This is a genomic window from Methylotuvimicrobium buryatense 5G (assembly GCF_000341735.1).
GTDB classification, from domain to species: Bacteria; Pseudomonadota; Gammaproteobacteria; order Methylococcales; family Methylomonadaceae; genus Methylotuvimicrobium; species Methylotuvimicrobium buryatense.
Window position 1 is genome coordinate 1,335,972 of sequence record NZ_KB455575.1, and the last position, 22,497, is coordinate 1,358,468.

The window sequence follows — 22,497 nt, forward strand, 5'->3', positions numbered from 1 at the left end:
TTTGCTGATTTTTCAAGCAGGATGCCCGGAAAATTCTTTCGCAAAAATAGCGACTCCCTGTCAAAATCGACATTCACGCCATCCATGGCGCTCGCAAAGGCTTTGCCAGCATGGAGCTGGCTAGAGCCTACAGGGGACGTATTCACGGCGTCCTTTGACGTGCATCCCGGTGCCGAATTTTGATCTACGATGGGTATAGCGCGCTTAATGTGTCGAAGCGAAACAAAAGCGTTAGCTTGCATCTCTAAGGGAAACTATAGGTCAACCGTTAATCAGCATATGCGCGCCGATACTGGCCGCATAGCCTAATGCGATCGCGGGTGTCCATTTCAGATGACTGAAAAAGGTATAACTGCCGCGTGCCTGACCCATCAACGCAACACCTGCCGCCGAACCGATCGACAACAAACTGCCTCCGACACCAGCGGTCAACGTTACCAACAGCCACTGCACTTCGGGCATGTCAGGGTTCATCGTCAATACCGCGAACATGACCGGAATGTTATCGACAATCGCAGACATCACGCCAACGATAATATTCGCGTAAGTCGCACCCAATTCACCGTAAATGAATTCCGAAGCGATGCTTAAATAACCGATGAAACCCAAGCCGCCGACGCACATGATGACGCCGTAGAAAAAGAACAGCGTATCCCACTCGGCTTTAGCGATCTGGCTGAACACATTAAAACCGCTGCCTTGCCCTTCGCTGCCCGGAACCGAATCGAAACTGGAAAACTCGCGGCGATGCTTCATGCGCAGGTAATAACCGAAAAATTTCAGGTACCCAAGACCGGTCAACATGCCGAAAGCCGACGGCAAATGCAAAATCTGATGAAATAATACTGCTGTTAAGATAGTCATTAAGAACAAACCGACAATGACTAAGCCTCCATGTTTGATCTCGGCGCTATCTTCCTCGGGCAAGGCCGGCAAACCCACCGGAATAAAATAGTGCATGATCGCGGCAGGCACGACAAAATTGATTACCGAAGGAATAAATAGCTTGAAGAATCCGGAAAATTCGATGATGCCTTTTTGCCAAACCATCAGTGTCGTGATATCGCCAAACGGACTGAATGCGCCTCCGGCATTCGCTGCCACGACGATATTCACACAAGCTATCGCGACAAACTCCGGTCTGGTTGCGCCAACCGTCATCACCACGGTACACATAATCAGCGCGGTAGTCAGGTTATCGGCTATCGGCGAAATAAAGAAGGCCAGAATACCGGTCATCCAAAACATTTGCCGATAACTGAAGCCTTTCGAAACCAACCAAAAATGCAGAGCCTGAAACACATCCCGCTCTATCATCGCGCTGATATAGGTCATCGCCACTAACAAAAAGAAAAATAGCTCGGCATATTCCAAAAAGTTATGGCGCAACGCTTCTTCGGTCGTTTCATTTAAACCGTGCGATGCATAAACGGCGGCGATCATCGCCCAAATAATACCTGCAGCCAGTAGAACCGGCTTGGATTTTTGTAAGTGTAATTGTTCCTCGAGAATCACCAGCGCATAAGCAAAAACAAAAATCAACAATGCAAAATAACCGACCCCATGATCGGTCAAATTGAGTATTTCGTGCCCTGCGGCCGAAGCGAATGCGGACACCGGCAATAAGAAAGAAAACAATAGTAAAGAGATAAATCGGATAGGCAACATTTTCTTCACAGAATATATCCTAATTGACGAGAGGAGAATCGCAAGGAGAAATAGAGTTCGCTTGCACAAAAGCCGCCATTATCCAATAAGTTGTAGAACGATGCAAAGCAATCGCCCCTAAAAACAAACTTAAAATACTCTTTAAAAAAATTATATTACTTATATTTCAACAACATAATAAATATCAAAAAAGCATTGAATCGATACTTTTTATGCATTCATAACCTCGAATTCCGATTCTCCTAAAAAAATCAGTTGGGTTGTCAATATCCAGGACACATGAATGTGAAGCTACGCATTGCCATCCTTGGCACTGGATTCCGCCAATCCCTGACGGAATGACGCGTTCTTTCCTTAAGTTGGCGCTTATCCCTTTATACTGAAAATCGTTCAAGCTTATTGAAGGTACTTTGTAGGCTTGAAGCATCCCCGCAAAGTTGAATAATATTTCAGTAAGAAGGAGGCATAATCGGCTCAATGCCTTCGAACTCGGCGGTTGGATGGTGCTTTTTGATCAACAGCCTAATTTCATCAATTTATGCTTCAGCTTGCTGAAGCCAATTGTCCGAGCAGTGGACATTCGTAGCCACTTCTGCGGGACGGGTTATTTAACCCGTCCCCAACGTTTCGGTTTGCCCTAAACATTTCGGCTAACTTCGGCCAAAGTCAAAACGTTTAGGACGGGGTTGCAAACCCCGTCCTGCTAGGGCCTGGGAAAGAGCGGGATGCGGGTTGGCCATTTTTAGCTTGATGCATATGGATTGCAAACCCCGTTCTGCCGAGGCGCGGGGTTTGCTTACCGTTATCGAAGAATCCACGCAAAGCTGAACCTGATTAGCAAGATGCTTCAGCTTGCTGAAGCCAATTGTCCGAGCAGTGGCCAGTCGTAGCCACTTCTGCGGGACGGGTTATTTAACCCGTCCCCAACGTTTCGGTTTGCCCTAAACATTTCGGCTAACTTCGGCCAAAGTCAAAACCTTTAGGACGGGGTTGCAAACCCCGCCCTGCTAGGGATATGTGTGAGTCGCAGGTACCAACGGCTCAGTCTTAAACGGTGCGACCTATCGTGACAGGAACGTTGCGATGTGTCTAATCCTACCTGTGCGAATCCGTATTTGTACAGAAATGCTTGCTCGAACTCGTCTTAGACGGGGTACGCAGTTAGGGTCACTCAGGTAACTGGTGGCGTTGAAGGAGCCAGGCAAGCATAGTCAGGGAGGTGGCAGGTTTTCAGCCTCGAATCAGGTGTCAGGGTCTATGTCCGCCTGAAACACTGGGGAGTTTTTTTTTCTTCTCTCACTGGGATTTATACGGTTATTCTCAGTGGCTATTAGGGGTGCTTGCTGTTGTCGCCCAGACATAATGGTTATTGGTACTGACCGATGAAAGTCCTACGGCGTCTCTTGATTTTAACCCCTTCAAGAGTAATGCCCGCCTATAAGTTTATGGCGAAATGGCGGGTTTATGCGCTGGTGTGTGAGATTCCCCAAACTGAGCACTTTAAGGATGGCAGCGTCTTCGGTGTAGCCACGCAATTGCGCGGTGATAGAAGACTCCGTTGTTAGAAATACGTTGTCATGGTTTTTCCATGAAGAAAGTTAGTCCGTCGGCTACGACCCCAAAATGGTCTGTCCTTCCTCTTTTGGAAAACCCGACGGTCGCTAAGAAACGCCTTCCACGGCACGACCGTTGGCAAGGTATTGGTTAGTGTATGAGGGGTAAATCAGGTTGTCTTTATGTTAGTGAAACCGCTTAAGATTAAACATCATTCTTTAACAGGCAGAATAACCATCGAACGGGTGCGCAAGGCATTTCTTAATGTCAAACGTAACCGGGGCGCTGCCGGCGTTGATAAGCAAAGCATTGTGATGTTCGAGGCGAATCTTGAACAGAATTTGCAAGCATTGTTGAGCGATTTAAAAACGCGGGGGACATTTTCTCCGCATCCGCTCAAACGTGTGCGTATCGACAAAGGGAATGGGAAATTTCGCCCGTTGGGCATTCCCGTGGTCCGTGACAGGATTGCGCAGGATGTCTTGCGGCAACTGCTGGAACCGTTGTTCGAGCCTTTGTTCCATCCAAACTCGTGTGGGTTTCGGCCAAATAGGAACTGTCATCAGGCCATTGAACGGGTGCTGGACATCTGGCGCGAGGGCAATCGCTATGTGCTGGATGCGGATATATCGGGATTTTTCGATAACATCCCGCACCATGTCATCATGACGGGGCTATCCAATGTGGTCGCTGATGGGAATATTCTGGGTATTATTGAACGGTTTCTTAGGTCTGGCGTCATGGAAGACGGCGTTTTTAAACCAACGACGATCGGCACGCCGCAAGGCGGTGTCATTTCGCCTTTGTTGGCAAATATTGCGCTGAACTATCTGGATTGGCATCTGCATGAGCATGGCTTGAACTTTGTGCGTTTATGCGGATGACTTTGTCGTTCTATGCCCATCCGAGGAACAGGCAAAAGAGGCATTGGTTCTTGTCGGGGCGTTTTTAAACACGCATCTTGAGTTGAAACTCTGCCCTGAGAAATCGCAGGTCACCACATTTAGTGAGGGTTTTGCATTCTGGGGTTTGATATTAGCTCAAGGGCGGTCACGATGCGCCCAAAGTCCATAGAGAAATTCAAAGATAAAATCCGGGAGTTGACCTGTCGCTCCTATAACTTGGATAGTTACCGCATCATGCGGGTTAATCAGGTGATACGAGGGACGGCAAATTATTTTGCAACGCCGTTCTCTCATAATCGTTATCTGTTTACGGAATTGGACAAGTGGATTCGAGTTCGCTTACGGTGCATGAAGTTTAACAGGAAATGGAAGACCGATAACAGGCGTCTACGTCTGAAGCACTTTAAGAATAAAGGGTTGTTGAGTCTCAGGGCGTTCTATCATGAACCTGCATAGCAAATACAATGACTCCCTTTCGAGGGCAATCTAGGCGGAGCCGCCCATTGTCTGAAAGAGACACGATGGTAAATAGAGGGAATTAACCTTCTTGCGGCAACGGGGGGCTGGTGGTGATCCTCCAGCCTACCCACTGCTGGTTTTTGGGCTTTAGCTGAAGAAACTTGCTAATCAGGAAGCTGAATGATTTTTCAGTAAGAAGGAGGCAAAATTGGCTCAATGCCTTCGAACTCGGCGGTTGGATGGTGCTTTTTGATCAACAGCCTAATTTCATCAATTTCATTTTTATTAATATCGACCAACACTAACAATTGCCCTGCTTCGATAGCTTGCTCGAATTGCCTCAAGCGAGAATTACCCGAATTCATCCCCGAAAGCCCTCCCATTAAAGAGCCAATGGTCGCGCCGGCCAAAAGTACGCCCAATAAAGGACCACCGGCAATCGCAAAACCGGCAAACCGCAATGCCACCAACCCCGCCAGCACGCCTGTCGAACCGCCCAGCGCCGCGCCTCGTTCGACTGCCGCAAGAAAATCCGTTTTTATTGTCACGCCCGCTTCCGGCAACCCCTCGAGCGGCGTATCGCGTTTAGCCAAAATATGAATATGGCGCTCCTCGATGCCTTCGGACATAAGTTCATCGACAATTTTATGCGTGGTAGCAATATCCGGAACCAAAAAATAGATTCGTCTCATGATCTTCTCCGCAAAATTAGCTGGATAACATCCCAATCGATATAAAAACTCCCTTCTTTTCATTGATACTAATTAACAAGGCTCGGTTCAACAATTATTCAAAGTTGACAATAGCGACCGATTAAGAATTACGGCCTGCTCCTAACTTAAATCTTAATTCGCTTCCCCTTTCCCCTTTCCCCTTTCCCCTTTCCCCTTTCCCCTTTCATCTTTCACCTTTCATCTTTCACCTTTCATCTCACCTATTTCCTCCCATCCCGTAATTCATTAAACAGCATGATGTAAAGCTTCGTGCTAATTATCTCGTTTTTACTCAACTTGGCCAGCGTCTCCATTTGCTGGGCGTCGAGCGTTTTTTGCCCGCTAATCGAATTGAAATCCGTCAACAATTCGTAATTCGACTCAATCATCTTATCGAGGTTTTGCTTTGTATTCGCAGCCAAGGCTTTGTATAGATCGATAGTTCGACACAATGCATCGGCGTCGTCGAAAATCTCGCCTAGACTGGTATTTTGTAAACCCTCCAACCTCCCGACCACCGTTTCGAGCATTTGATATTGAGTCCGGTAATAAATATAAAGCTCTTGAGGCTGCAAATTCTGCGACGACAAAAATAACAATCTTCGCACGCCATTGATCAGATGCTCTATTCCGTCCACCGGAAACTTCTCGTCCAATTTATTTAACTGAGAATGCCCTTTTTCGATACGGGCCATTTGAATATCCAGCAAATTGAGAATTTTTTTATAAACTTTCTCATTAATGTCACCGCGATGATAGATTTCTTTCAATTCGCTCTTTTCCATGCCCAACACAAAAATACGCAGTAACTTCTCAGTCAATTCCGCAGCATTCGGAAACTTGCCTTTATATTCGCTCAAAGCCTTGTCATGTAACCGCTGATAACTGTCGCGCATCGTCCGGTATTGTTCCTCGCTGATTTTTCTATCTTGAAACAAACGTTCCAGAGAGCTCAAGACTTCATCATATATCAATGCCTTACCTTTGTAATAACTGACTTCTTCATAATCCGTCAAAGCGTCGATACCGAGCGCGTGCATCACTTTACCGATCGTGGTCGCCTTGACCAACAAGGTAAAATAAATACAACCGATCGTGATTGCGGTAACGAAATCCTTAACCGAAAAGTCATAAGTCCAACCCGGCAAGGTCGCATCGTCAGGAATCAATAAGACCATGATGACCGCTAACGACCCTCTTAAACTACCCCAGGACAACAAATGCATCCAGGAAACGGGAATCGGCTCTTCCTTCCGAGTCAGATTCAACAAACCCAGCAACGGATAAATCGACAACGCGCGCCCCAGCATCACGACAACAATCGCCAGTAATATAGGCAGAATAGCAACATGCAAATCGATCGATTGTTTGACGAACAATAAACCCATTAATATGAAAACCAGAGAATTCGTTACGAACCCGAAATAACTCCAAAACTTTTCCATGTATTCTTCGACGCCGTGCGACATTTTGAATCGGCCGAAATTACCGATCACCATCGACGCGACCAAGGTTGCGATAATCGATGAGAAGCGAAGCTGCTGACCGAATAACACAATATGCTCGGAGATCACCTCGGTCAAAATGAACGTAAAATGCGCAACCAGCAACGTCAGCGTAATTTCTAAATGCTCATGACCTTTGACCCATTCGATCAGTTTCGCGAATACAAAACCCATTAACAAGCCGAACAAAATTCCGCCGAACAGCATGATAAAAAAATTCAAAAAACCGTTCGCAATCGAAGTCGATCCGGCAAAACCATGCAGTAAAATTTCAAGAAAAACCAAAAAAATAGCGAACGCGGTACCGTCGTTAAACAAGCTTTCGCCTTCGAAAATCAACGTGAGCCTTTTCGGCGCTCCGTAATCTTTGAATAAAGACAATACGGCGACCGGATCGGTCGAAGATATGATCGCGCCGAATAACAAGGTCACGATAATCGGCACTTCAAAGCCAATCCATCTGAACACATAAAAACCGGCGATACCGATAAAAAAAGTCGACACCAACATGCCCGGTATCGCCAGCAAACTGATCGCCCGGATATTGTTAATCATGTCGCCGATTTTGATGTTATAAGCCGATTCGAAAATCAAAATCGGTAAAAATACGAAAAACAACAACTCGGGCGTCAGCTCGAAACTATTGATAAACGCGAAGGCTTCGACCCGCGACAAGGGCACCAATAACGAACCGACGATCACCAACAGCACGGTATAAGGGATGCGGGCCTTTTGCGCCGCCATGTATACACCCAACGAAATTAGCATCAAGCTAAACAACGCTAAAAATACTTCAAGATTCATTCAGAGGCCTCGAATAGAGAAGAACGGCAAATGCCGGTGAGCAGCTTTTCACAAACGATTTCGGACCGGCCGGCCATTTTAACGCCCAATCGGCTTTTTACATATACTTCGCGCGGTCATGTTTGCGGATTTTATGACAAGGCCATTTTGTTCGACGCTTACTGGGAAGTCAGAGTTAGACTGTGCGAAAACTGACAGTCGACAATATCCGCAACTGTCGAACAAATGATCACATCAAATTGCTCGATGGTAAAAGTCAGCTATGTTGACTATTACCGCTATCGCAGACAATGTTTTTAAAAACCCTATTTTGCCGTATATTAGCGACTACTCTAATCGTTAGGAACGCACTTATGAGCCGACATAAAAACCCTTGGAATATTGACGGCATTATCCGGAATATCTATCTCAATGAAATTATTTTTCTAGGCCTAATCGGATTGTGTTTTATCGGCGACCTGATCGGCTACTTATCCGAACGAGCGGTGCTTTTTTACTGGTTGACGATGACGCCGATTTTTTTTATTAGCTCTGTTATTAGCGAAAAAGCCGCCGCACTGCAAAGCGGAAGAGATACACCGCATTTTCTAAAATACGAAGCGATTTTTTGGCTGAGTGCTTTCATTGCGGTAATGCTAATCATGCTACTTTGGCATGCCAGCATTATCGAAACCGAAGCAACCGGTTTGATTATTCATATCATTCTTGCTCATACCATGCTCCTAACCGGAACGCTACTCGGAATTCGCTTCTATTTAATCGGTTTTTTTCTATTTTTAACGGCAGGGTTAACGATTGCAGTGGAAGGCGAAGTCGGACGCTCGGTATTCATCGCGGTACCCGTTATTATTTTAGGACTCTATTACGAAAAATATTTTTTGTTTCCTTCCATCCGAAACAAAATCGAACAGGCTTATCGAGGCGATGAAATTTACGAAGATGAAGAGTAAACCCTGTTCGACTTCGGCAAATTTTATTTGTCGACCGCCATCTTAAAAGGCAGTCCTCTAATAATAGGCCAACATAAGTTCTGTTTTGCGAGAATGCCGGTAACATTCAAACTAACGCCAAGCCTCCAACTATACCCATCGTAGATCAAAATTCGGTACCGGGGTGCACGTCAAAGGACGCCGTGAATACGTCTCTGTAGGCTCTATGCCAGCTCCATGCTGGCAAAGCCTTTGCAATCGCCAAGGATGGCGTGAATGTCGATTTTGCAGGAGCAAAAATCGACCTAACACCCCGGCGTCCCCTTAAACAATACCGAAATTTGAAGTGTGAAAGGTATAACTATAAAAATTTATTAAATAGGCTCCTCGCCTGTCACACCCCATGCCTTTAACCGATTTTTTAGTCAAGCATTTAAGGGAGTCATTCGTTTTCTATGAATTGGTTTATCGAGCTCATCAGCGAGGAATCGGTCCCGCACAGCCTAATCGTCATCAGTCTGGTTTCCGCGTCGGGGCTAGCCCTAGGCCGGCTCAAACTATTCAACTTTAACCTAGGAATTGCAGGCGTATTGTTTACCGGATTGGCTTTCGGCCATTTCGAGGTCACCATTTCCTCCGAAATCCTGTATTTTTTGAGAGAATTCGGCCTTATTCTGTTCGTTTATGCAATCGGACTTCAAGTCGGTCCCGGCTTTATTCATGCGTTTTATCATCACGGCATATTGTTAAACATCTTGGCCGCGACGATCGTGCTGCTTGGCGCCCTAACGGCCGTGTCGATCGGGCTGATCGAAAATATTCCGATTGCCGCGATAGTCGGTTTATTTTCGGGCGCGACGACCAATACACCGTCCCTTGCTGCGGCTCAAGAAGTCTTAGGCGGTTTACCGATGATCGACGCCGAAACCTTAAAACTCCCCGGCATGGGCTATGCGGTCGCCTATCCGTTCGGAATTATCGGCATCATTTTATCCATGCTTCTGATCAAGCGGGTTTTCAACGTGATGATTCAGCACGAAGCCGATGTGTTCTCGCGTATTCAACGGGCCAATGCTCAAGCACCGGTCTGGAAAGATCTAACGGTCGAAAATCCGAATCTTAATAATATCGCGATCGGCGAGATTTCATTTTTCGAAGCAATGGGCGTCGTGGTAACTCGAATACTTCATGACGGGCAAGTCCATGTTGCCTCAATTGACAGCAGACTGCATACCGGCGACTCGATTCGTCTAGTCGGCAGCCCGAAACAATTGGCAAAACTAAAAATGTTGATCGGCCCGGAGGCTATCGTCAATCTTCATGATATAAGCAGTAACCTTCACACCGGCCGTTTCGTCGTCACTAACAAAAAGGCCGTCGGACAATCGATCGCTCAACTTCGCGCTTTATTCGGCGTCACGATATCGAGAATACATCGGCCTGATGTGGAATTTACGCCGACCGGCGCGATGCACGTCCATTTCGGCGACGAGTTGCTGGCTGTCGGCAGCAAGGAAGGCCTGGCAGGCCTCGAGGAACTGCTGGGCAATTCGCTCGAAACTTTGAATCATCCGCAAATCGTGCCGATCTTCATCGGCATCGGCCTTGGTATCTTACTCGGCAGTTGGCCGATCTGGATTCCCGGCATGCCTTCGGCGGTCAAATTAGGCCTGGCCGGGGGACCTTTGATTATCGCGATTATATTGAGCCGCATCGGCAATTGGGGCACGATGACTTGGCATTTGCCGAAAAGCTCGAACATTATTCTCAAAGATATGGGAATCGTTTTATTTCTCGCCGCAGTGGGCCTTCATTCCGGCGACAGATTCATCGAAACGCTCATTCATGGCGACGGTTTCTATTGGATGGCCTGCGCGGCATTGATTACGCTATTGCCGTTGCTGCTCGTCGGTTTTTTTGCACGATTGTTTTTTAAGCTGAATTATCTATCGCTATGCGGCTTGTTGGCCGGCAGCATGACCGATCCGCCGGCCCTGGCTTTCGCTAACGGACTTAGCCCTTCTCCGGCTGTCTCGATCGCCTATGCAACCGTTTATCCGTTAGTCATGATTCTCAGAATCATTGCCGCACAATTGATGATCATCTTGTTAATTTAAGAATTTGCGTGTTTCATGGGCAAATTACTTAGGAACGAGCATGAAATAACTTCGACAACTTCTGGGAGGGGGTTCGGTGGCTCGATTGACAGGTGTCGGCGGCAGGGAAAGCCGCCGTCAAGCCTACAGGGACGTATTCACGGCGTCCTGTCAAGCGAGTCACCGAATCGCCGCAAAGCCTACTACTTGTAGCAGTTATTTTGGGCATATTCCTTACTTGAAATTCAAGGCTTATTCGAATCGAGTACTTGTTCCTGCATTAAAGCGCGTATCACGACCGATGCGCAGACCCCGCCGAAAGCCGCCGGCAAATACGAGATCGTTCCGTAGGCGGATTTTTTATACTGACTACCTTCGGTCATCATCAACGATTCCTTGATCACGGCTTCTGGCGAAAACACGGTTTTAACGCCGTTTCGGATGCCCATTTTTCGCAAGCGAATCCGAATGAACTGTGCAAACGGACAATGATAGGTCTTGGAAATATCGACTACTTTGATTTGTGTCGGATCAAGCTTGCCCCCCGCTCCCATCGAACTAACGATCTTCATTTTGCGTCGCTTGGCCGCCTGTATCAACGTAATTTTCGGCTTCAAACTATCGATTGCATCGACCACATAGTCGTATGGCGTGTTCAATATCTCGGGCGCGGTATCGGGCGTGATGAATTCATGCCTGACGTGCAGTTTCAAATCGGGGTTGATCGCAAGCAGGCGCTCGCCCATGATATCGGCTTTCGATTGACCATGCGTCGTCGCCAACGCCGGCAATTGGCGATTACGGTTACTCGGCTCGACCACGTCGCCGTCTACGATGGTCATTTCGCCGACACCGGCACGGCATATGAATTCGGCCGCGAACGAGCCGACTCCGCCCATACCTACCACTAAAACATGGGCCTTCTGCAAACTCTCCAGTTTGGCAGGTCCGATTAATAATTCGGTACGGGACAGCCAGCTTAAATCAGTCATGTAAAAAAACTCGGTTAAAATTATTTTCGAGGTGTTGTTGAAGTTCGGGCAAATCGATTTGCAAAATAGCCGCCGCAGCCCGGTATATACTATCGATAGCCAGACCGGAATCGTCGGTTTCCAAAAAAAACCGGTCTCTGGACACGGAGGGCAATACCTTAGCGGCATTACTATTAGGATGCAACAAAGCCTTACCGAACGACAGATAACACCCTCGCTCAATCAAGCTCGCTGCGATTGAAGACTTATTGTTGAAGCCATGCACGACCCAAGGCACAGAGGGTTTTCGTGTCGATTTGATACGGAGTAATTCGTTGAAGGCGCGAACGCAATGAATCACAACCGGTTTCCCGGATTGCTCAGCGAGCTCAAGCTGCGCAATGAAGATCGATTCTTGCTCGGAAAAAGGCGCGCCGGTCAGTCTATCGAGACCGCATTCGCCGAGTGCCAGTAAATTCGTATCGGCTAATGCGGACTCTAGAGTTTGCAGGGCAGCCCTACAATTCTGCTGTTCGATAAACCACGGATGAATTCCTAATGAATAATAACCGGTTCGCGGTTCTTGGCCGGCCCATTCCGAGGTATCGAAATTGACAATGACCCTGCCCTCGCCTTTGCCATGCCTGTGAATATCGATAAAAACACCGGGCGGCATCGATAGACTGGATTCAAACGTGATTTAGTGGAGGGAATCGAACAACACCGAACTCAAATAGCGTTCGCCGGAATCGGGCAGGATCACGACGATGGTTTTACCCGCAAATTCGTCTTGTTCGGCTAACCGAATCGCCGCGACCATAGCCGCGCCGCAGGATATACCGCAAAGAATGCCTTCCTCTTGCGCTAATCGTCTAGCCATCTCAACCGCCTCCATACTTTCGACTTGTTCGACCCGATCGACGACGGACAAATCGAGCGTATCCGGAATGAAACCGGCGCCGATACCTTGAATTTTGTGCGGTCCCGGTTGCAATTCCTGACCGGCTAATTTTTGCGAAATCACCGGACTTTCCTTCGGCTCGACCGCGACGGACAAGATATTTTTGCCTTGGGTCTGTTTGATATAGCGCGACACACCGGTGATCGTTCCACCGGTACCGACACCGCTAACTAGTACATCGACACTGCCGTCGGTATCGTTCCAAATTTCAGGACCGGTGGTTTTTTCATGAATCGCGGGATTGGCCGGATTTTTAAATTGCTGCGGCATAAAATAACGATCCGGATCGCTTTGCACGATTTCTTCGGCGCGCTGAATCGCGCCCTTCATGCCTTCGGCGCCCGGCGTCAAAAATAATTGGGCGCCGAACGCGGCCAAGACTTTACGCCGCTCGATACTCATCGTGTCGGGCATCGTCAAGGTCAATGAATAACCGCGCGCCGCGGCGACATAAGCTAGGGCAATACCGGTATTGCCGCTGGTCGGTTCGACGATTTCGATGCCGGGTTTCAAGATACCTCGTTGTTCGGCATCCCAAATCATCGCCGCGCCTATTCTGCATTTAACCGAATATGCCGGGTTCCGGCCTTCGATCTTGGCCAATACCGTAGCCTTGTCGCCGGCGATACGGTTTAGTTTCACTAATGGCGTACGGCCTATCGATAATGAATTGTCATCGAAAATATTCATATCCCCCTCCTGTTTTTGTTAACTTGACGAGGGCCTGATGATTTCATTATTGGTCCTAACCTGGCAAGTTTTTTCTTGCCGGTCGAATTCTGACAACTTGACATCATGCGAAAAGTTTATTGCGAACCCATCACCCCGGTGGCCAGCGCATCGAACGTCCGCCGAGCAAATGCAAATGCAGATGATACACCGCTTGGCCGCCATGCTCGTTGCAGTTAATGACGGTCCGGTAACCGTCCTCGGCCAAGCCTTCCTGAGCCGCCAACTTCGATGCGGTCAGCAATAAATGACCGGCCAAGCCGGCATCGTCGAGCTCGTTCAACGTGGCGATATGAATTTTCGGAATGATCAAGATATGAACCGGCGCTTGCGGATGAATATCCCTGAACGCCAAGACTTTATCGTCTTCATAAACCGTATCCGGCTTGATCTCGCCGCTCACCATTTTGCAAAACAAACAATCTGTCATCGTAAACTCCTCAAACTTGCCGGCGTCCGTTAAACGCGTGCGATAACGTGCCGCTGTCGATATATTCCAATTCGCCGCCCATCGGCACGCCGTGTGCGATACGCGTGGCCTTGACTTGATATTTCTTCGCCATCTCGGCAATCAGGTGCGCGGTCGCTTCGCCTTCAACGGTAGAATTGGTCGCTAAAATAATTTCGCCGACATCGCCTGCCGCCAATCTATTCTCTAGCAAATTCAATCCGATTTCTTCGGGGCCAATGCCATCGAGCGGAGAGAGGTGTCCATGCAACACAAAATAAACGCCCTTAAAAGTTGCGGCTTGCTCGACCGCCCAAACATCGGCCGGACTTTCAACGACGCAAACCATCGATGAATCGCGAGATTTATCGGCACACAACCGGCACAGCTTATCCTCGGTCAAGGTTCTGCATTGCTCGCAATAAGCGATTTTTTTGCTGGCCGATAACAACGTTTCGGCCAAGCGTATAGCGCCCCCCCTGTCTCGCTGCAACAAATAAAACGCCATTCGCTGCGCCGATTTAGGACCGACTCCAGGCAAGGCGCATAAATCCGAAATCAATTGCCCGAGCAATCCCTGCCTGATCATATCAGAACGGCATTTGAAAACCGGGAGGCATCGGAAAACCGGAAGTGAATGCGGACATTTTTTCTTCCTTCATTTTAGCGACTTTATGAACTGCATCATTAATCGCTGCCGCCACTAAATCTTCCAGCATATCCTTGTCGTCGCCGACCAACGAGTCATCGATGCTGATTTTTCTCACTTCCCGTTTACCGGTCATCACCACTGTTACGAGGCCGCCGCCGGATTCGCCCTGCACTTGCATCAGCGCAAGTTCTTCCTGGGCTTTTTTCAATTCTTCCTGCACTTTTTGGGCTTGTTGCATTAATGAGCCTAAGGCATTTTTCATGTGTTTCTCCTATCTTGTTGAGCGACCGGTTCTATCGTTCCGGGCAAAATTCTTGCGTCGAATCGTTCTTTAAGCGCATGTACCGTCTCGTCGTTTTCAATAGCCTCGACCGCCGAACGCTGCAATTCTTCACGGTCTTTTTGCAATTGTACCGCAGGCGTATCGACTTCGGCTTTCTCGGTAATAATGTTCAGCTTTATCGGTTTACCGCAAAAGTCTTGCAACGATTTTTGTAATTTCTCTACCGTTCGGGCGCCGCTTAATTGCTTATGTCCCGGGTCCAGCAGCAATGTACAGACTTTATCATCAATACTTTGCAGCACACAATTATTCGCCAATTCGCGGGTCATACCGCCGATTCTCATTGCGGCTATCATGTCAGCCCACTGACTTGTTTCCGATCCGGACGGACCGGACTCAAAAGCGTCCACCGGTTTTATAGTGTGTTCGGTACTCTTGAGCGATGCAACGGATTTGTTCGTAGTGTTTTTTACCGGCTCGCTGTTTGCCGGTTGCGGGACCGACGAAGTTGGCGTCTGCAACGAGGAAGGCTTAAAAGCAAGCATTCTCAGCATGACCATTTCAAAACCGCTTTTAGGATCGGGAGCCAAATCCAAATCGCGCCGGCCGATCAATGCGATTTGATAATAAAGCTGAATATCCTCGGGGCTGAAAAGTTTAGCCAACTCGACAATCATATCCGCATCGAACTCGTGTTCGATCGAGGAAGGCACTGCTTGATAAAGCGCGATCCTGTGCAACGCTTGCAAAATTTGTTGCAATACATCGCCGAAGTCGGGAGTCAAATCGGCCATTTCGCCTATCACTTTAAGCATTTCCTGCGCATTGGCAGCCGCCAAGGCGGTCAGCAAATCATTGACGGGATGTTGTGCAATGGTTCCAAGCATCAAACACACATCGTCGAGGCCAACCTTACCGTTGCCGTAAACAATCGCTTGGTCGAGCAAACTCAAGCCGTCGCGCATACTCCCGTCAGCCGCGCGCGCAAGCAATCTCAGCGCCGCCGATTCCGACTCGATGCCTTCTTGCTGAAGAATAAATTCCATTTGCTTAAATACCTGCTCCGGCAGCATTCTTTTCAAATTGAACTGCAGGCAGCGGGATAGTACGGTTACCGGAATTTTATGGGGATCGGTCGTAGCCAGCAAAAACTTGACGTGCGGAGGGGGTTCTTCGAGCGTTTTCAATAAGGCGTTAAAGCTATGCCCCGACAGCATATGGACTTCGTCGATCAGATAGACTTTGTAACGACCGCTATTCGGCGCATATTGCGCATTTTCGAGCAAATCTCGGGTATCTTCGACTTTGGTTCGGGAAGCGGCATCGACTTCGATTAAATCCAGAAAGCGGCCCTGGTCGAGTTGAGTGCAGACATTACATTCGCCGCAAGGATTATGACCTTGAAGGTTTTCGCAGTTGATGGCCTTGGCGAGAATTCGGGCTATCGTGGTTTTACCCACGCCGCGCGTACCGGTGAATAAATAGGCATGATGTAGACGATCATGTTGCAATGCATTGATCAGCGATTTGACAACATGTTCTTGACCAACAATTTCGGAGAAATTATGAGGCCGCCATTTTCTGGCGAGAACCTGGTAAGTCATTACAGACTCGGGGAGAAGGTTACTTTAAGATTGGGCGGTAACCTTGCCAGCCGCATCCCGGCACACGAATCTGCTGCTACCGTTGCTCCCTTCCGGGCCTGGCGGGGTTTACAGCGTATCGTTGCGGGAGGACCGACACGGTTACCATAATTACTTAACAGCCTGCTTGGCTGAGAACGAGCATTATCCTTGAATCATTCGTTTAATTCAACCGTAATTTTGAATTTATTTTACTTTGCCGAACTAAATTCAATGTATACCTTTCGCACTTCAAATTTCGGCAATGCCGGAGGAGGACTCGGGGTGCTAGGTCGATTTTTGCTCCTCGGCAATTGCTCCTGCATTGCCCTAATACACGCCATCCGTGGCGTAATGCAAAATCGACATTCACGCCATCCATAGCGTTCATAAAGGCTTTGCCAGCATGGAGCTGGCATAGAGCCTACATGGACGTATTTACGGCGTCCTTTAACGGGCACCCCGAGGCCGAATTTTCATCTACGATGGTATACTTGTCTCGCCACCTTATTCCTTCATCACATTCAATTATCGAAAAAGCATTATCGCCAAGAAGGGTAATGATGCAAACTTAGCGGTCTTTCAACAATTGCTCGATCAACTTCCTTTGTAAATCGATAATTTCATCTTTAGCCGCAATGGTTTTATCTTTTTCCAGCAACAATTCGTTCAGCAATTTTTCTTTTTCATTCATTTCAGGAACAGCATATTCTTTCCAATCGACCGACTTGGCCTCAACTGCCGATGTGGACGGTTCTTTTTTTAAAAACCCCGTAATATCGACCGGATTTTTATCCCAATTCATTTGCGGCTCTTTTTTAAGTCTCGAGTAAACCCCGCCGCTCCATTCCGGTTCATTGTCATTTTCAGTTAATTCATTAGGAAATGATAATTTAGGTTCGCTCATGGATACATCCCCGAAGAAGCATTAATTTAGCCAAAAAACATAAAAATTGTTTAAAGAAGTTTCGCTAACAGTATAAATTATTAACTGAAAACCACATATAAATTTTACGGCAAATAAACCTGCCAGCGCATGCCGCCCAGACTTTGACTTTTATCGCCCAACAATTGCCCCCCCAACAAATCGATAATTTCATTGACCACCGCCATGCCTATCCCATGCCCGTCGGTATTTTGATCGGCCCGGACACCCCGTTTAAGAATATCGTTCAGATGGTCGACAGGAATCCCCGGACCGTCGTCTTCGATTTGCAATAAAAACGAAAATCCTTCCTGCTTGATTTGATTTTTATTCAGAATACTGACCTTGACTTTTTTATCACACCATTTACAAGCATTGTCGATCAAATTACCGGCGATTTCGTAAAAATCCCCTTGTTCGCAATAAATCTTGAATTTATCGGGCTTTTTGATCTCGAACACAATCGGTTTATCCGCATGTACTTTTTTCATTGACGCAATAATTTTATCAACTCCCAGAGAGGCATCCATCGTGCCGGTTATCTTTTTTTCGCCCTTAGCCGCGGCCCGTTGAAGTTGATATTCAACGATTTCGTCCATCCGAGAAATCTGATCATGCACGGTCTTTTTATTCAACACAGGCGAATCAATACTCCCCCTTAGAATTGCTAGCGGCGTTTTTAAACTATGCGCCAAATCCGCCAAAGTATTACGATAACGCTCAAGATGCGCCCGCTCGCTACTGATCAATGCATTAAGGTTTCTAGCCAATCCTCGCAATTCCGTCGCATAACTACCATCAAGTAAAGACTTTTCTCCTCGCTCGATTGCTTCCAGATCTCTCACGATCAAACGAAGCGGACTCAAACCCCAGCGCAGAACTAAAAATTGAATCAGAATTAAAATCAAGCCCATCGCCAACAACCAAGAACCTAATGCAGTTTTAAATCGATCGACTTGCTTAGCGACAAACAAACTTTCCTCGGCTACGCTGAAAATATATTCTTGCTCCTTGCCTCGGTGATTTTCCCAAATCACTTTGTAATGCAAAACATAACGACCTTGTTCGTCGAGCAAAAATACAAATTTACCGGACTCCATCTCCGGTGCTGAAGAGGCATTCAAACCGATTGCCGAAGGGGAAAACCACACGACATCCCCATCGACCGGCTGTATCCAAGCATAAAGGCCGGAACCCGGATTAGAAAAGCGCGGCTCTCGTAACTCTTTGGGCATCTTGATTTGCCCGGCTCGAGTCAGCTCAGCTGCCGACAACAGCGAGTAAACTTGAATTTTTAAGTTTTCCCGGAGCGTTTGCTCGGCGCTTTCTCGATAACCTTGCTCCAAGACAATGGCAACCAATATAAAAAACGAGGCCAAAACGACGCCGGCGGAAACCAATAAACGAAAACTGAGCGATTTAGAATTCAAAGCAGACCACAGTAGTAAGTGACAAAAAGAAAGGTTTTATCCTAAATTCGGCAGTTCAACCATGAAGCTCATGAAAGATTTCAATAAATTACCAAAACATTCTCGCTAACCTTTTTGGTGAACGAAAGCTCTATAGAGACGTATAACAAGTTATTGAATTGACTTCTTATTCTTCATGACGCTCATGGTAAAACGCTTTTTCTAGGTTTATTCTGACGATCATGAAGTCGGAAGTTTCACCTCTGATCAAGAAAATAGTCGTTCAGGGCATATTATTTCCTGATTAGCAAGATGCTTTAGCTGAAGAAACTTATTAATTAGGTATTATTTTGTATTTTGGGAACTCATTATCGCCCCTATTCTCACTCAAAAGTCATATTCACAAATATTACCCAATCTCTGTGAACATGACTTGTTCCGATTACCGACCACTGAGAAAGTAAAAAATTAACCCATCGAATTGCATGAAGAAATCATACTCCCTTATGATTGAAAAACCGTCTAAGAATAAAAGGCATGGGATATGTCTATCGAGGACCGCCGTAAACCCATCCATGGGGGCTTGACGGCAGCGCTCGAACGCCAAGGATGGCGTGAATGCAGATTTTGCAGGAGCAAAAATCTGCCCTGCCGCCGACATCCTCGCTAGCCACCTCGTACCCTCATAAAGCAAACCATTTTTTTAGTATAAAGGGAGTAACTCGTACCCTATATCGTCATTCGCAGGTATAATCGAAACAAATTAATCCACGCATCCAAGCCGATCGTAAGCGCTCCTAAACGCTCGAGCCAACACGTAGGCAAATCTTATGCCAGAGATTAATTAAGGAATCAGGCAAAAGTGGCACATATTATTATTTCATCCGAAACTCCAAATCAAGCCGAACGCTGGGCAAGCATCCTCAGCGAGGAACATAAAACCAAAGTTTTGCATGATCTGAACAAAGTTTCTGAAAATACCGCTCACGATACTGTTAACTTGGTCGTTATCGATGCGAAACTTCTCGATTCGAGTTTTTCCTCCTTAGTTTCACTAGCGCAATTAAACCTTAAAGTACTTGTCATAGGTCAAAATTGGTCCGACGACAATCAAATCGAAGCCCTGGTTTCCGGATGCTCCGGTTACTGCGAAATGGATACCGTCGATCAATTACTCCTGAAAGCTGCGAACCACCTTCTGACAGGAGATATCTGGATACAAAGACACTTAATCCCTCGCTTAATCAATGCGCTGTCAGAGTTAAGTGGAGACTTAAGAAAAAATCGACATCACCAACAAGACATTGAAAATAAATTAACCCTGCTTTCTAAACGCGAATTAGATGTAGCCGAGCTTATCAAAACCGGCGAAAGCAACAAAGCAATCGCAGCCAAGCTCAACATATCCGAAAGAACGGTCAAAGCCCATTTAACCTCTATTTTCAATAAATTAGAAATACAGGACCGACTACATCTAGCATTATTTCTAAAAGAAATGAGTTCGCCATAATAAACGCTTAAGAAACTAACCTTGCCTATCCATTGGCGTCAATGCCATCAAGTTAGGCTATGTTCGCATTAATATACCCTTTGCTAGTCAAATTTCGGCAGTCCCTTAGGAGGCGCCGAATTTTGATCTACGACGGGTATAACTCGTAACAAGTTATTGAGTTAACTTCTTACTCTTCATGATCTTCATGGTGAAATACTTTTCTAGGATAATATCCTCTTTAAAAACTAAACCGTTTAGTTTAGTATTGCCTCAAACAAACAATCGCTCAGTCTATCTATGTCATCGGAATCTTGCGAACCTAAACGAGAAGCCATCATCGAAGGCGCGACACGCATGTTTATAAAACATGGCTTCCATCAAGTCAGCATGGACAGAATCGCTAAAGAAGCACCGGTTTCCAAAGCGACTCTCTACCAATATTTCGAAAATAAAAACGCGCTTTTTTCTGCGGTCATTTTTGAATTATGCCGATCCTTACTGGACACCATGGCCGAAATCACCCCCGATTCGAACGATATCAAAAAAAATCTTCGTGAAATCGCCCAAGCATTCATCGATTTAATCTATACCGAGGAAGCCTTGGCGATATATCGGCTCGTAATCGCTGAATGCCGAGATTTTCCTGAGTTGGGAGAAGTCGTTTACGACAGCGCTCCCAAAATAGCATTGACTCAATTGGAGCGTTATCTCGATAACTTGAAAGCCGGCGGACGCATCGATATTCCCGATATTGAATTTGCCGCCGATGCTTTTTTCAGCCTTCTCAAAGGCGATTTGCATTTTCAATGCTTGCTTGGCATCAGTGCACCGCCCTCCCCCGAACAAAAACGTCTCTTGATCGACCAAGTTATTGAGTTTTACCTGCGAGGTGTTTTGAATGCGACCAATTAGCATTAAACAATACAGCGCATTGTTGGCAATATTGCCGGTTTTTTGCGCTCAAGCCGAAACACTAGAAGAAGCTTTCGAACATGCATTGAATCAAAATCACCTAATTAAATCGGCCAAAGCCGATACCGAGGCATCCGAACAACAACTATACTCGGCGCAAAATCAACGTTTGCCATCGCTCAACATCAAAGGGGGCTACACTCAATTGAGCGAAACCCCCGCCGCGAAAACCGAGATCGAAGGTCAAGCCGCACAATTTCCGATGTCACAAGCCGGTAGCGGCCAAGCCGAAGTGATTGCGTCGGTTCCGATCTTCACTAGCGGGCGCATCAGTCATGGTATCGATGCGGCCGAAGCCGCCCTATCGGCGACACAGCAGAATGAAGTCGCAACCGCATTGACGATTAAATTACAGATAGCCGAAGCCTTTCTGGCAGTATTACGTGCGCAAAGCGCGCTGCAAGTAACGGAAAGTCACGCCGAAACACTGAAAGCTAACGCCGTCGATGTTGAGCGCTTGCATAGCCAAGGCATGGTTTCGAAAAACGACCGACTAGCCGCCGAAGTCGAATACGCCAATGCCCGGCAACTCGTCGTGCAAAACGACAATCGGCTTGATATCGCCAAAGCGCAATACAACCGGTTACTGAATCGCCGACTCGACGACCCTGTCGAACTGGAAGAACGCTTTCCGAGTTCCCCCGACGGCGCACCGGACGAATTATCCACCGAGGCACTCGCCCAACGCCCTGAACTTAACGCATTAAACAGCCAAATTACCGCCTTGCAAGAACAAGCCAGAAGCATTCAATCCGGCCTATTACCGCAAGTCGCTGTCAACGGCGGCTATCAATACCAGGAAAACCGTTACATGGCATTCGAAGGCATGTGGATGGTCAATGTCGGCATGGAATGGAAACTCGACGGCGGCACGCACCATCAGAGTCAATCGCTCAACAGACAGGCGTTGGCCTTGCAGGCACAGCGGGATGACATGGCTAGCATGATCGGACTTGAAGTCCGGCGCGCCTGGCTGGACATTCAGGAAACCGAAAAGCGTATCGAGGTCAGCCAACAAGCGATCGCCCAAGCCGATGAAAATTTGCGGGTCAACCGCGAACGCTATCGGCAGGGCTTATCCACGCAGACCGAAGTGCTGAAGGCCGAAGAACTCAGAATCACGACGCACAACAACTTCAATAATGCCCGTTACGATGCGGCGTTGGCGAAATTGAATTTGCGCCGTGCGCTCGGGATTTTGTAATCCGCCCAACGCATCTCGAAATATACCTTTCGCACTTCAAATTTCGGCAGTGCCTAAGGAGGCGCCGGGGTGCTCGGTCGATTTTTGCTCCTCGGCAATTGCTCCTGCATTGCCCTAATACACGCCATCCATGGCGTAATGCAAAATCGACATTCACGACATCCATGTCGATCGCAAAGGCTTTGCCTACATGGAT

20 protein-coding genes and 1 other RNA gene are annotated in these 22,497 nt (G+C 47.2%); 8 read left to right on the forward strand and 13 right to left on the reverse strand.

Annotated elements, in window-relative coordinates:
* Window positions 1–261: 261 nt before the first annotated feature.
* A complete protein-coding gene (gene nhaD, locus METBU_RS0105985; protein WP_017839762.1) occupies window positions 262–1,668 on the reverse strand; it encodes a sodium:proton antiporter NhaD in 1,407 nt (468 codons plus the stop codon).
* A gap of 1,736 nt (window positions 1,669–3,404) precedes the next feature.
* On the opposite strand from nhaD, the gene METBU_RS23440 reads away from it, so the two are divergent.
* The 3 genes from METBU_RS23440 to METBU_RS29205 are packed head-to-tail and all read left to right on the forward strand — an operon-like array spanning window position 3,405 to window position 4,583.
* Window positions 3,405–4,106, forward strand: a complete 702-nt coding sequence (locus tag METBU_RS23440; RefSeq protein ID WP_017839763.1) for a reverse transcriptase domain-containing protein — start codon at window positions 3,405–3,407, stop codon at window positions 4,104–4,106.
* Window positions 4,087–4,296 carry a reverse transcriptase domain-containing protein gene (locus METBU_RS29200; RefSeq protein WP_083877643.1) on the forward strand — a complete coding sequence of 70 codons (210 nt, stop codon included), beginning with the start codon at window positions 4,087–4,089 and terminating at the stop codon, window positions 4,294–4,296. Before METBU_RS23440 ends, METBU_RS29200 begins: the two co-directional genes overlap by 20 nt.
* Window positions 4,278–4,583 (forward strand): group II intron maturase-specific domain-containing protein, encoded by a 306-nt coding sequence (locus METBU_RS29205; protein WP_083877644.1) that lies wholly within the window; start codon window positions 4,278–4,280, stop codon window positions 4,581–4,583. The genes METBU_RS29200 and METBU_RS29205 overlap by 19 nt, the downstream gene beginning before the upstream one ends.
* Before the next feature lie 191 nt (window positions 4,584–4,774).
* On the opposite strand, the gene METBU_RS0105995 is transcribed toward METBU_RS29205, so the two are convergent.
* A complete protein-coding gene (locus METBU_RS0105995) occupies window positions 4,775–5,278 on the reverse strand; it encodes a glycine zipper family protein (protein WP_017839764.1) in 504 nt (167 codons plus the stop codon).
* 242 nt (window positions 5,279–5,520) lie between these two features.
* A complete protein-coding gene (locus METBU_RS0106000; RefSeq protein ID WP_017839765.1) occupies window positions 5,521–7,608 on the reverse strand; it encodes a cation:proton antiporter in 2,088 nt (695 codons plus the stop codon).
* A 353-nt stretch (window positions 7,609–7,961) separates the two neighbouring features.
* Between METBU_RS0106000 and METBU_RS0106010 the strand changes: the two genes are divergently transcribed.
* Together METBU_RS0106010 and METBU_RS0106015 are read left to right on the forward strand one after the other, a co-directional pair.
* The gene (locus METBU_RS0106010; protein WP_014148855.1) at window positions 7,962–8,558 is read left to right on the forward strand and encodes a hypothetical protein; all 597 of its coding nucleotides are present in this window, start codon (window positions 7,962–7,964) and stop codon (window positions 8,556–8,558) included.
* Window positions 8,559–8,992: 434 nt separating this feature from the next.
* Complete coding sequence (locus METBU_RS0106015) at window positions 8,993–10,654, forward strand: putative transporter (RefSeq protein WP_017839767.1); 1,662 nt, start codon at window positions 8,993–8,995, stop codon at window positions 10,652–10,654.
* Between the two features lie 224 nt (window positions 10,655–10,878).
* Here METBU_RS0106015 and METBU_RS0106020 read toward each other — a convergent pair whose 3' ends face one another.
* From METBU_RS0106020 to METBU_RS0106060, 10 genes are all read right to left on the reverse strand, one after another.
* The gene (locus METBU_RS0106020; RefSeq protein WP_017839768.1) at window positions 10,879–11,625 is read right to left on the reverse strand and encodes a tRNA threonylcarbamoyladenosine dehydratase; all 747 of its coding nucleotides are present in this window, start codon (window positions 11,623–11,625) and stop codon (window positions 10,879–10,881) included.
* Complete coding sequence (locus METBU_RS0106025) at window positions 11,618–12,280, reverse strand: TatD family hydrolase (RefSeq protein ID WP_017839769.1); 663 nt, start codon at window positions 12,278–12,280, stop codon at window positions 11,618–11,620. The genes METBU_RS0106020 and METBU_RS0106025 overlap by 8 nt, the downstream gene beginning before the upstream one ends.
* A gap of 24 nt (window positions 12,281–12,304) precedes the next feature.
* The gene (gene cysK / locus METBU_RS0106030; protein ID WP_017839770.1) at window positions 12,305–13,255 is read right to left on the reverse strand and encodes a cysteine synthase A; all 951 of its coding nucleotides are present in this window, start codon (window positions 13,253–13,255) and stop codon (window positions 12,305–12,307) included.
* A 130-nt stretch (window positions 13,256–13,385) separates the two neighbouring features.
* The gene (locus METBU_RS0106035) at window positions 13,386–13,724 is read right to left on the reverse strand and encodes a histidine triad nucleotide-binding protein (protein ID WP_017839771.1); all 339 of its coding nucleotides are present in this window, start codon (window positions 13,722–13,724) and stop codon (window positions 13,386–13,388) included.
* A 10-nt stretch (window positions 13,725–13,734) separates the two neighbouring features.
* The gene (gene recR, locus METBU_RS0106040; protein WP_017839772.1) at window positions 13,735–14,331 is read right to left on the reverse strand and encodes a recombination mediator RecR; all 597 of its coding nucleotides are present in this window, start codon (window positions 14,329–14,331) and stop codon (window positions 13,735–13,737) included.
* Between the two features lies 1 nt (window position 14,332).
* Window positions 14,333–14,656: a YbaB/EbfC family nucleoid-associated protein gene (locus METBU_RS0106045; RefSeq protein WP_017839773.1), complete on the reverse strand. Its 324-nt coding sequence runs from the start codon at window positions 14,654–14,656 to the stop codon at window positions 14,333–14,335.
* Window positions 14,653–16,281 (reverse strand): DNA polymerase III subunit gamma/tau, encoded by a 1,629-nt coding sequence (dnaX, locus tag METBU_RS0106050; protein WP_017839774.1) that lies wholly within the window; start codon window positions 16,279–16,281, stop codon window positions 14,653–14,655. Before dnaX ends, METBU_RS0106045 begins: the two co-directional genes overlap by 4 nt.
* Before the next feature lie 41 nt (window positions 16,282–16,322).
* Window positions 16,323–16,419, reverse strand: an RNA gene (ffs, locus tag METBU_RS25925) — signal recognition particle sRNA small type.
* A gap of 451 nt (window positions 16,420–16,870) precedes the next feature.
* Window positions 16,871–17,206: a hypothetical protein gene (locus tag METBU_RS0106055; protein WP_017839775.1), complete on the reverse strand. Its 336-nt coding sequence runs from the start codon at window positions 17,204–17,206 to the stop codon at window positions 16,871–16,873.
* 104 nt (window positions 17,207–17,310) lie between these two features.
* Window positions 17,311–18,654, reverse strand: coding sequence for an ATP-binding protein (locus METBU_RS0106060; protein ID WP_017839776.1), 1,344 nt, complete (start codon window positions 18,652–18,654; stop codon window positions 17,311–17,313).
* An 841-nt stretch (window positions 18,655–19,495) separates the two neighbouring features.
* Here METBU_RS0106060 and METBU_RS0106070 point away from each other — a divergent pair.
* The 3 genes from METBU_RS0106070 (at window position 19,496) to METBU_RS0106080 (ending at window position 22,301) form a co-directional block, all read left to right on the forward strand.
* Window positions 19,496–20,143, forward strand: a complete 648-nt coding sequence (locus tag METBU_RS0106070; RefSeq protein WP_017839778.1) for a response regulator transcription factor — start codon at window positions 19,496–19,498, stop codon at window positions 20,141–20,143.
* 279 nt (window positions 20,144–20,422) lie between these two features.
* Window positions 20,423–21,037 (forward strand): TetR/AcrR family transcriptional regulator, encoded by a 615-nt coding sequence (locus METBU_RS0106075; RefSeq protein WP_017839779.1) that lies wholly within the window; start codon window positions 20,423–20,425, stop codon window positions 21,035–21,037.
* Window positions 21,024–22,301 carry a TolC family protein gene (locus tag METBU_RS0106080; protein ID WP_017839780.1) on the forward strand — a complete coding sequence of 426 codons (1,278 nt, stop codon included), beginning with the start codon at window positions 21,024–21,026 and terminating at the stop codon, window positions 22,299–22,301. The genes METBU_RS0106075 and METBU_RS0106080 overlap by 14 nt, the downstream gene beginning before the upstream one ends.
* Window positions 22,302–22,497: the final 196 nt, after the last annotated feature.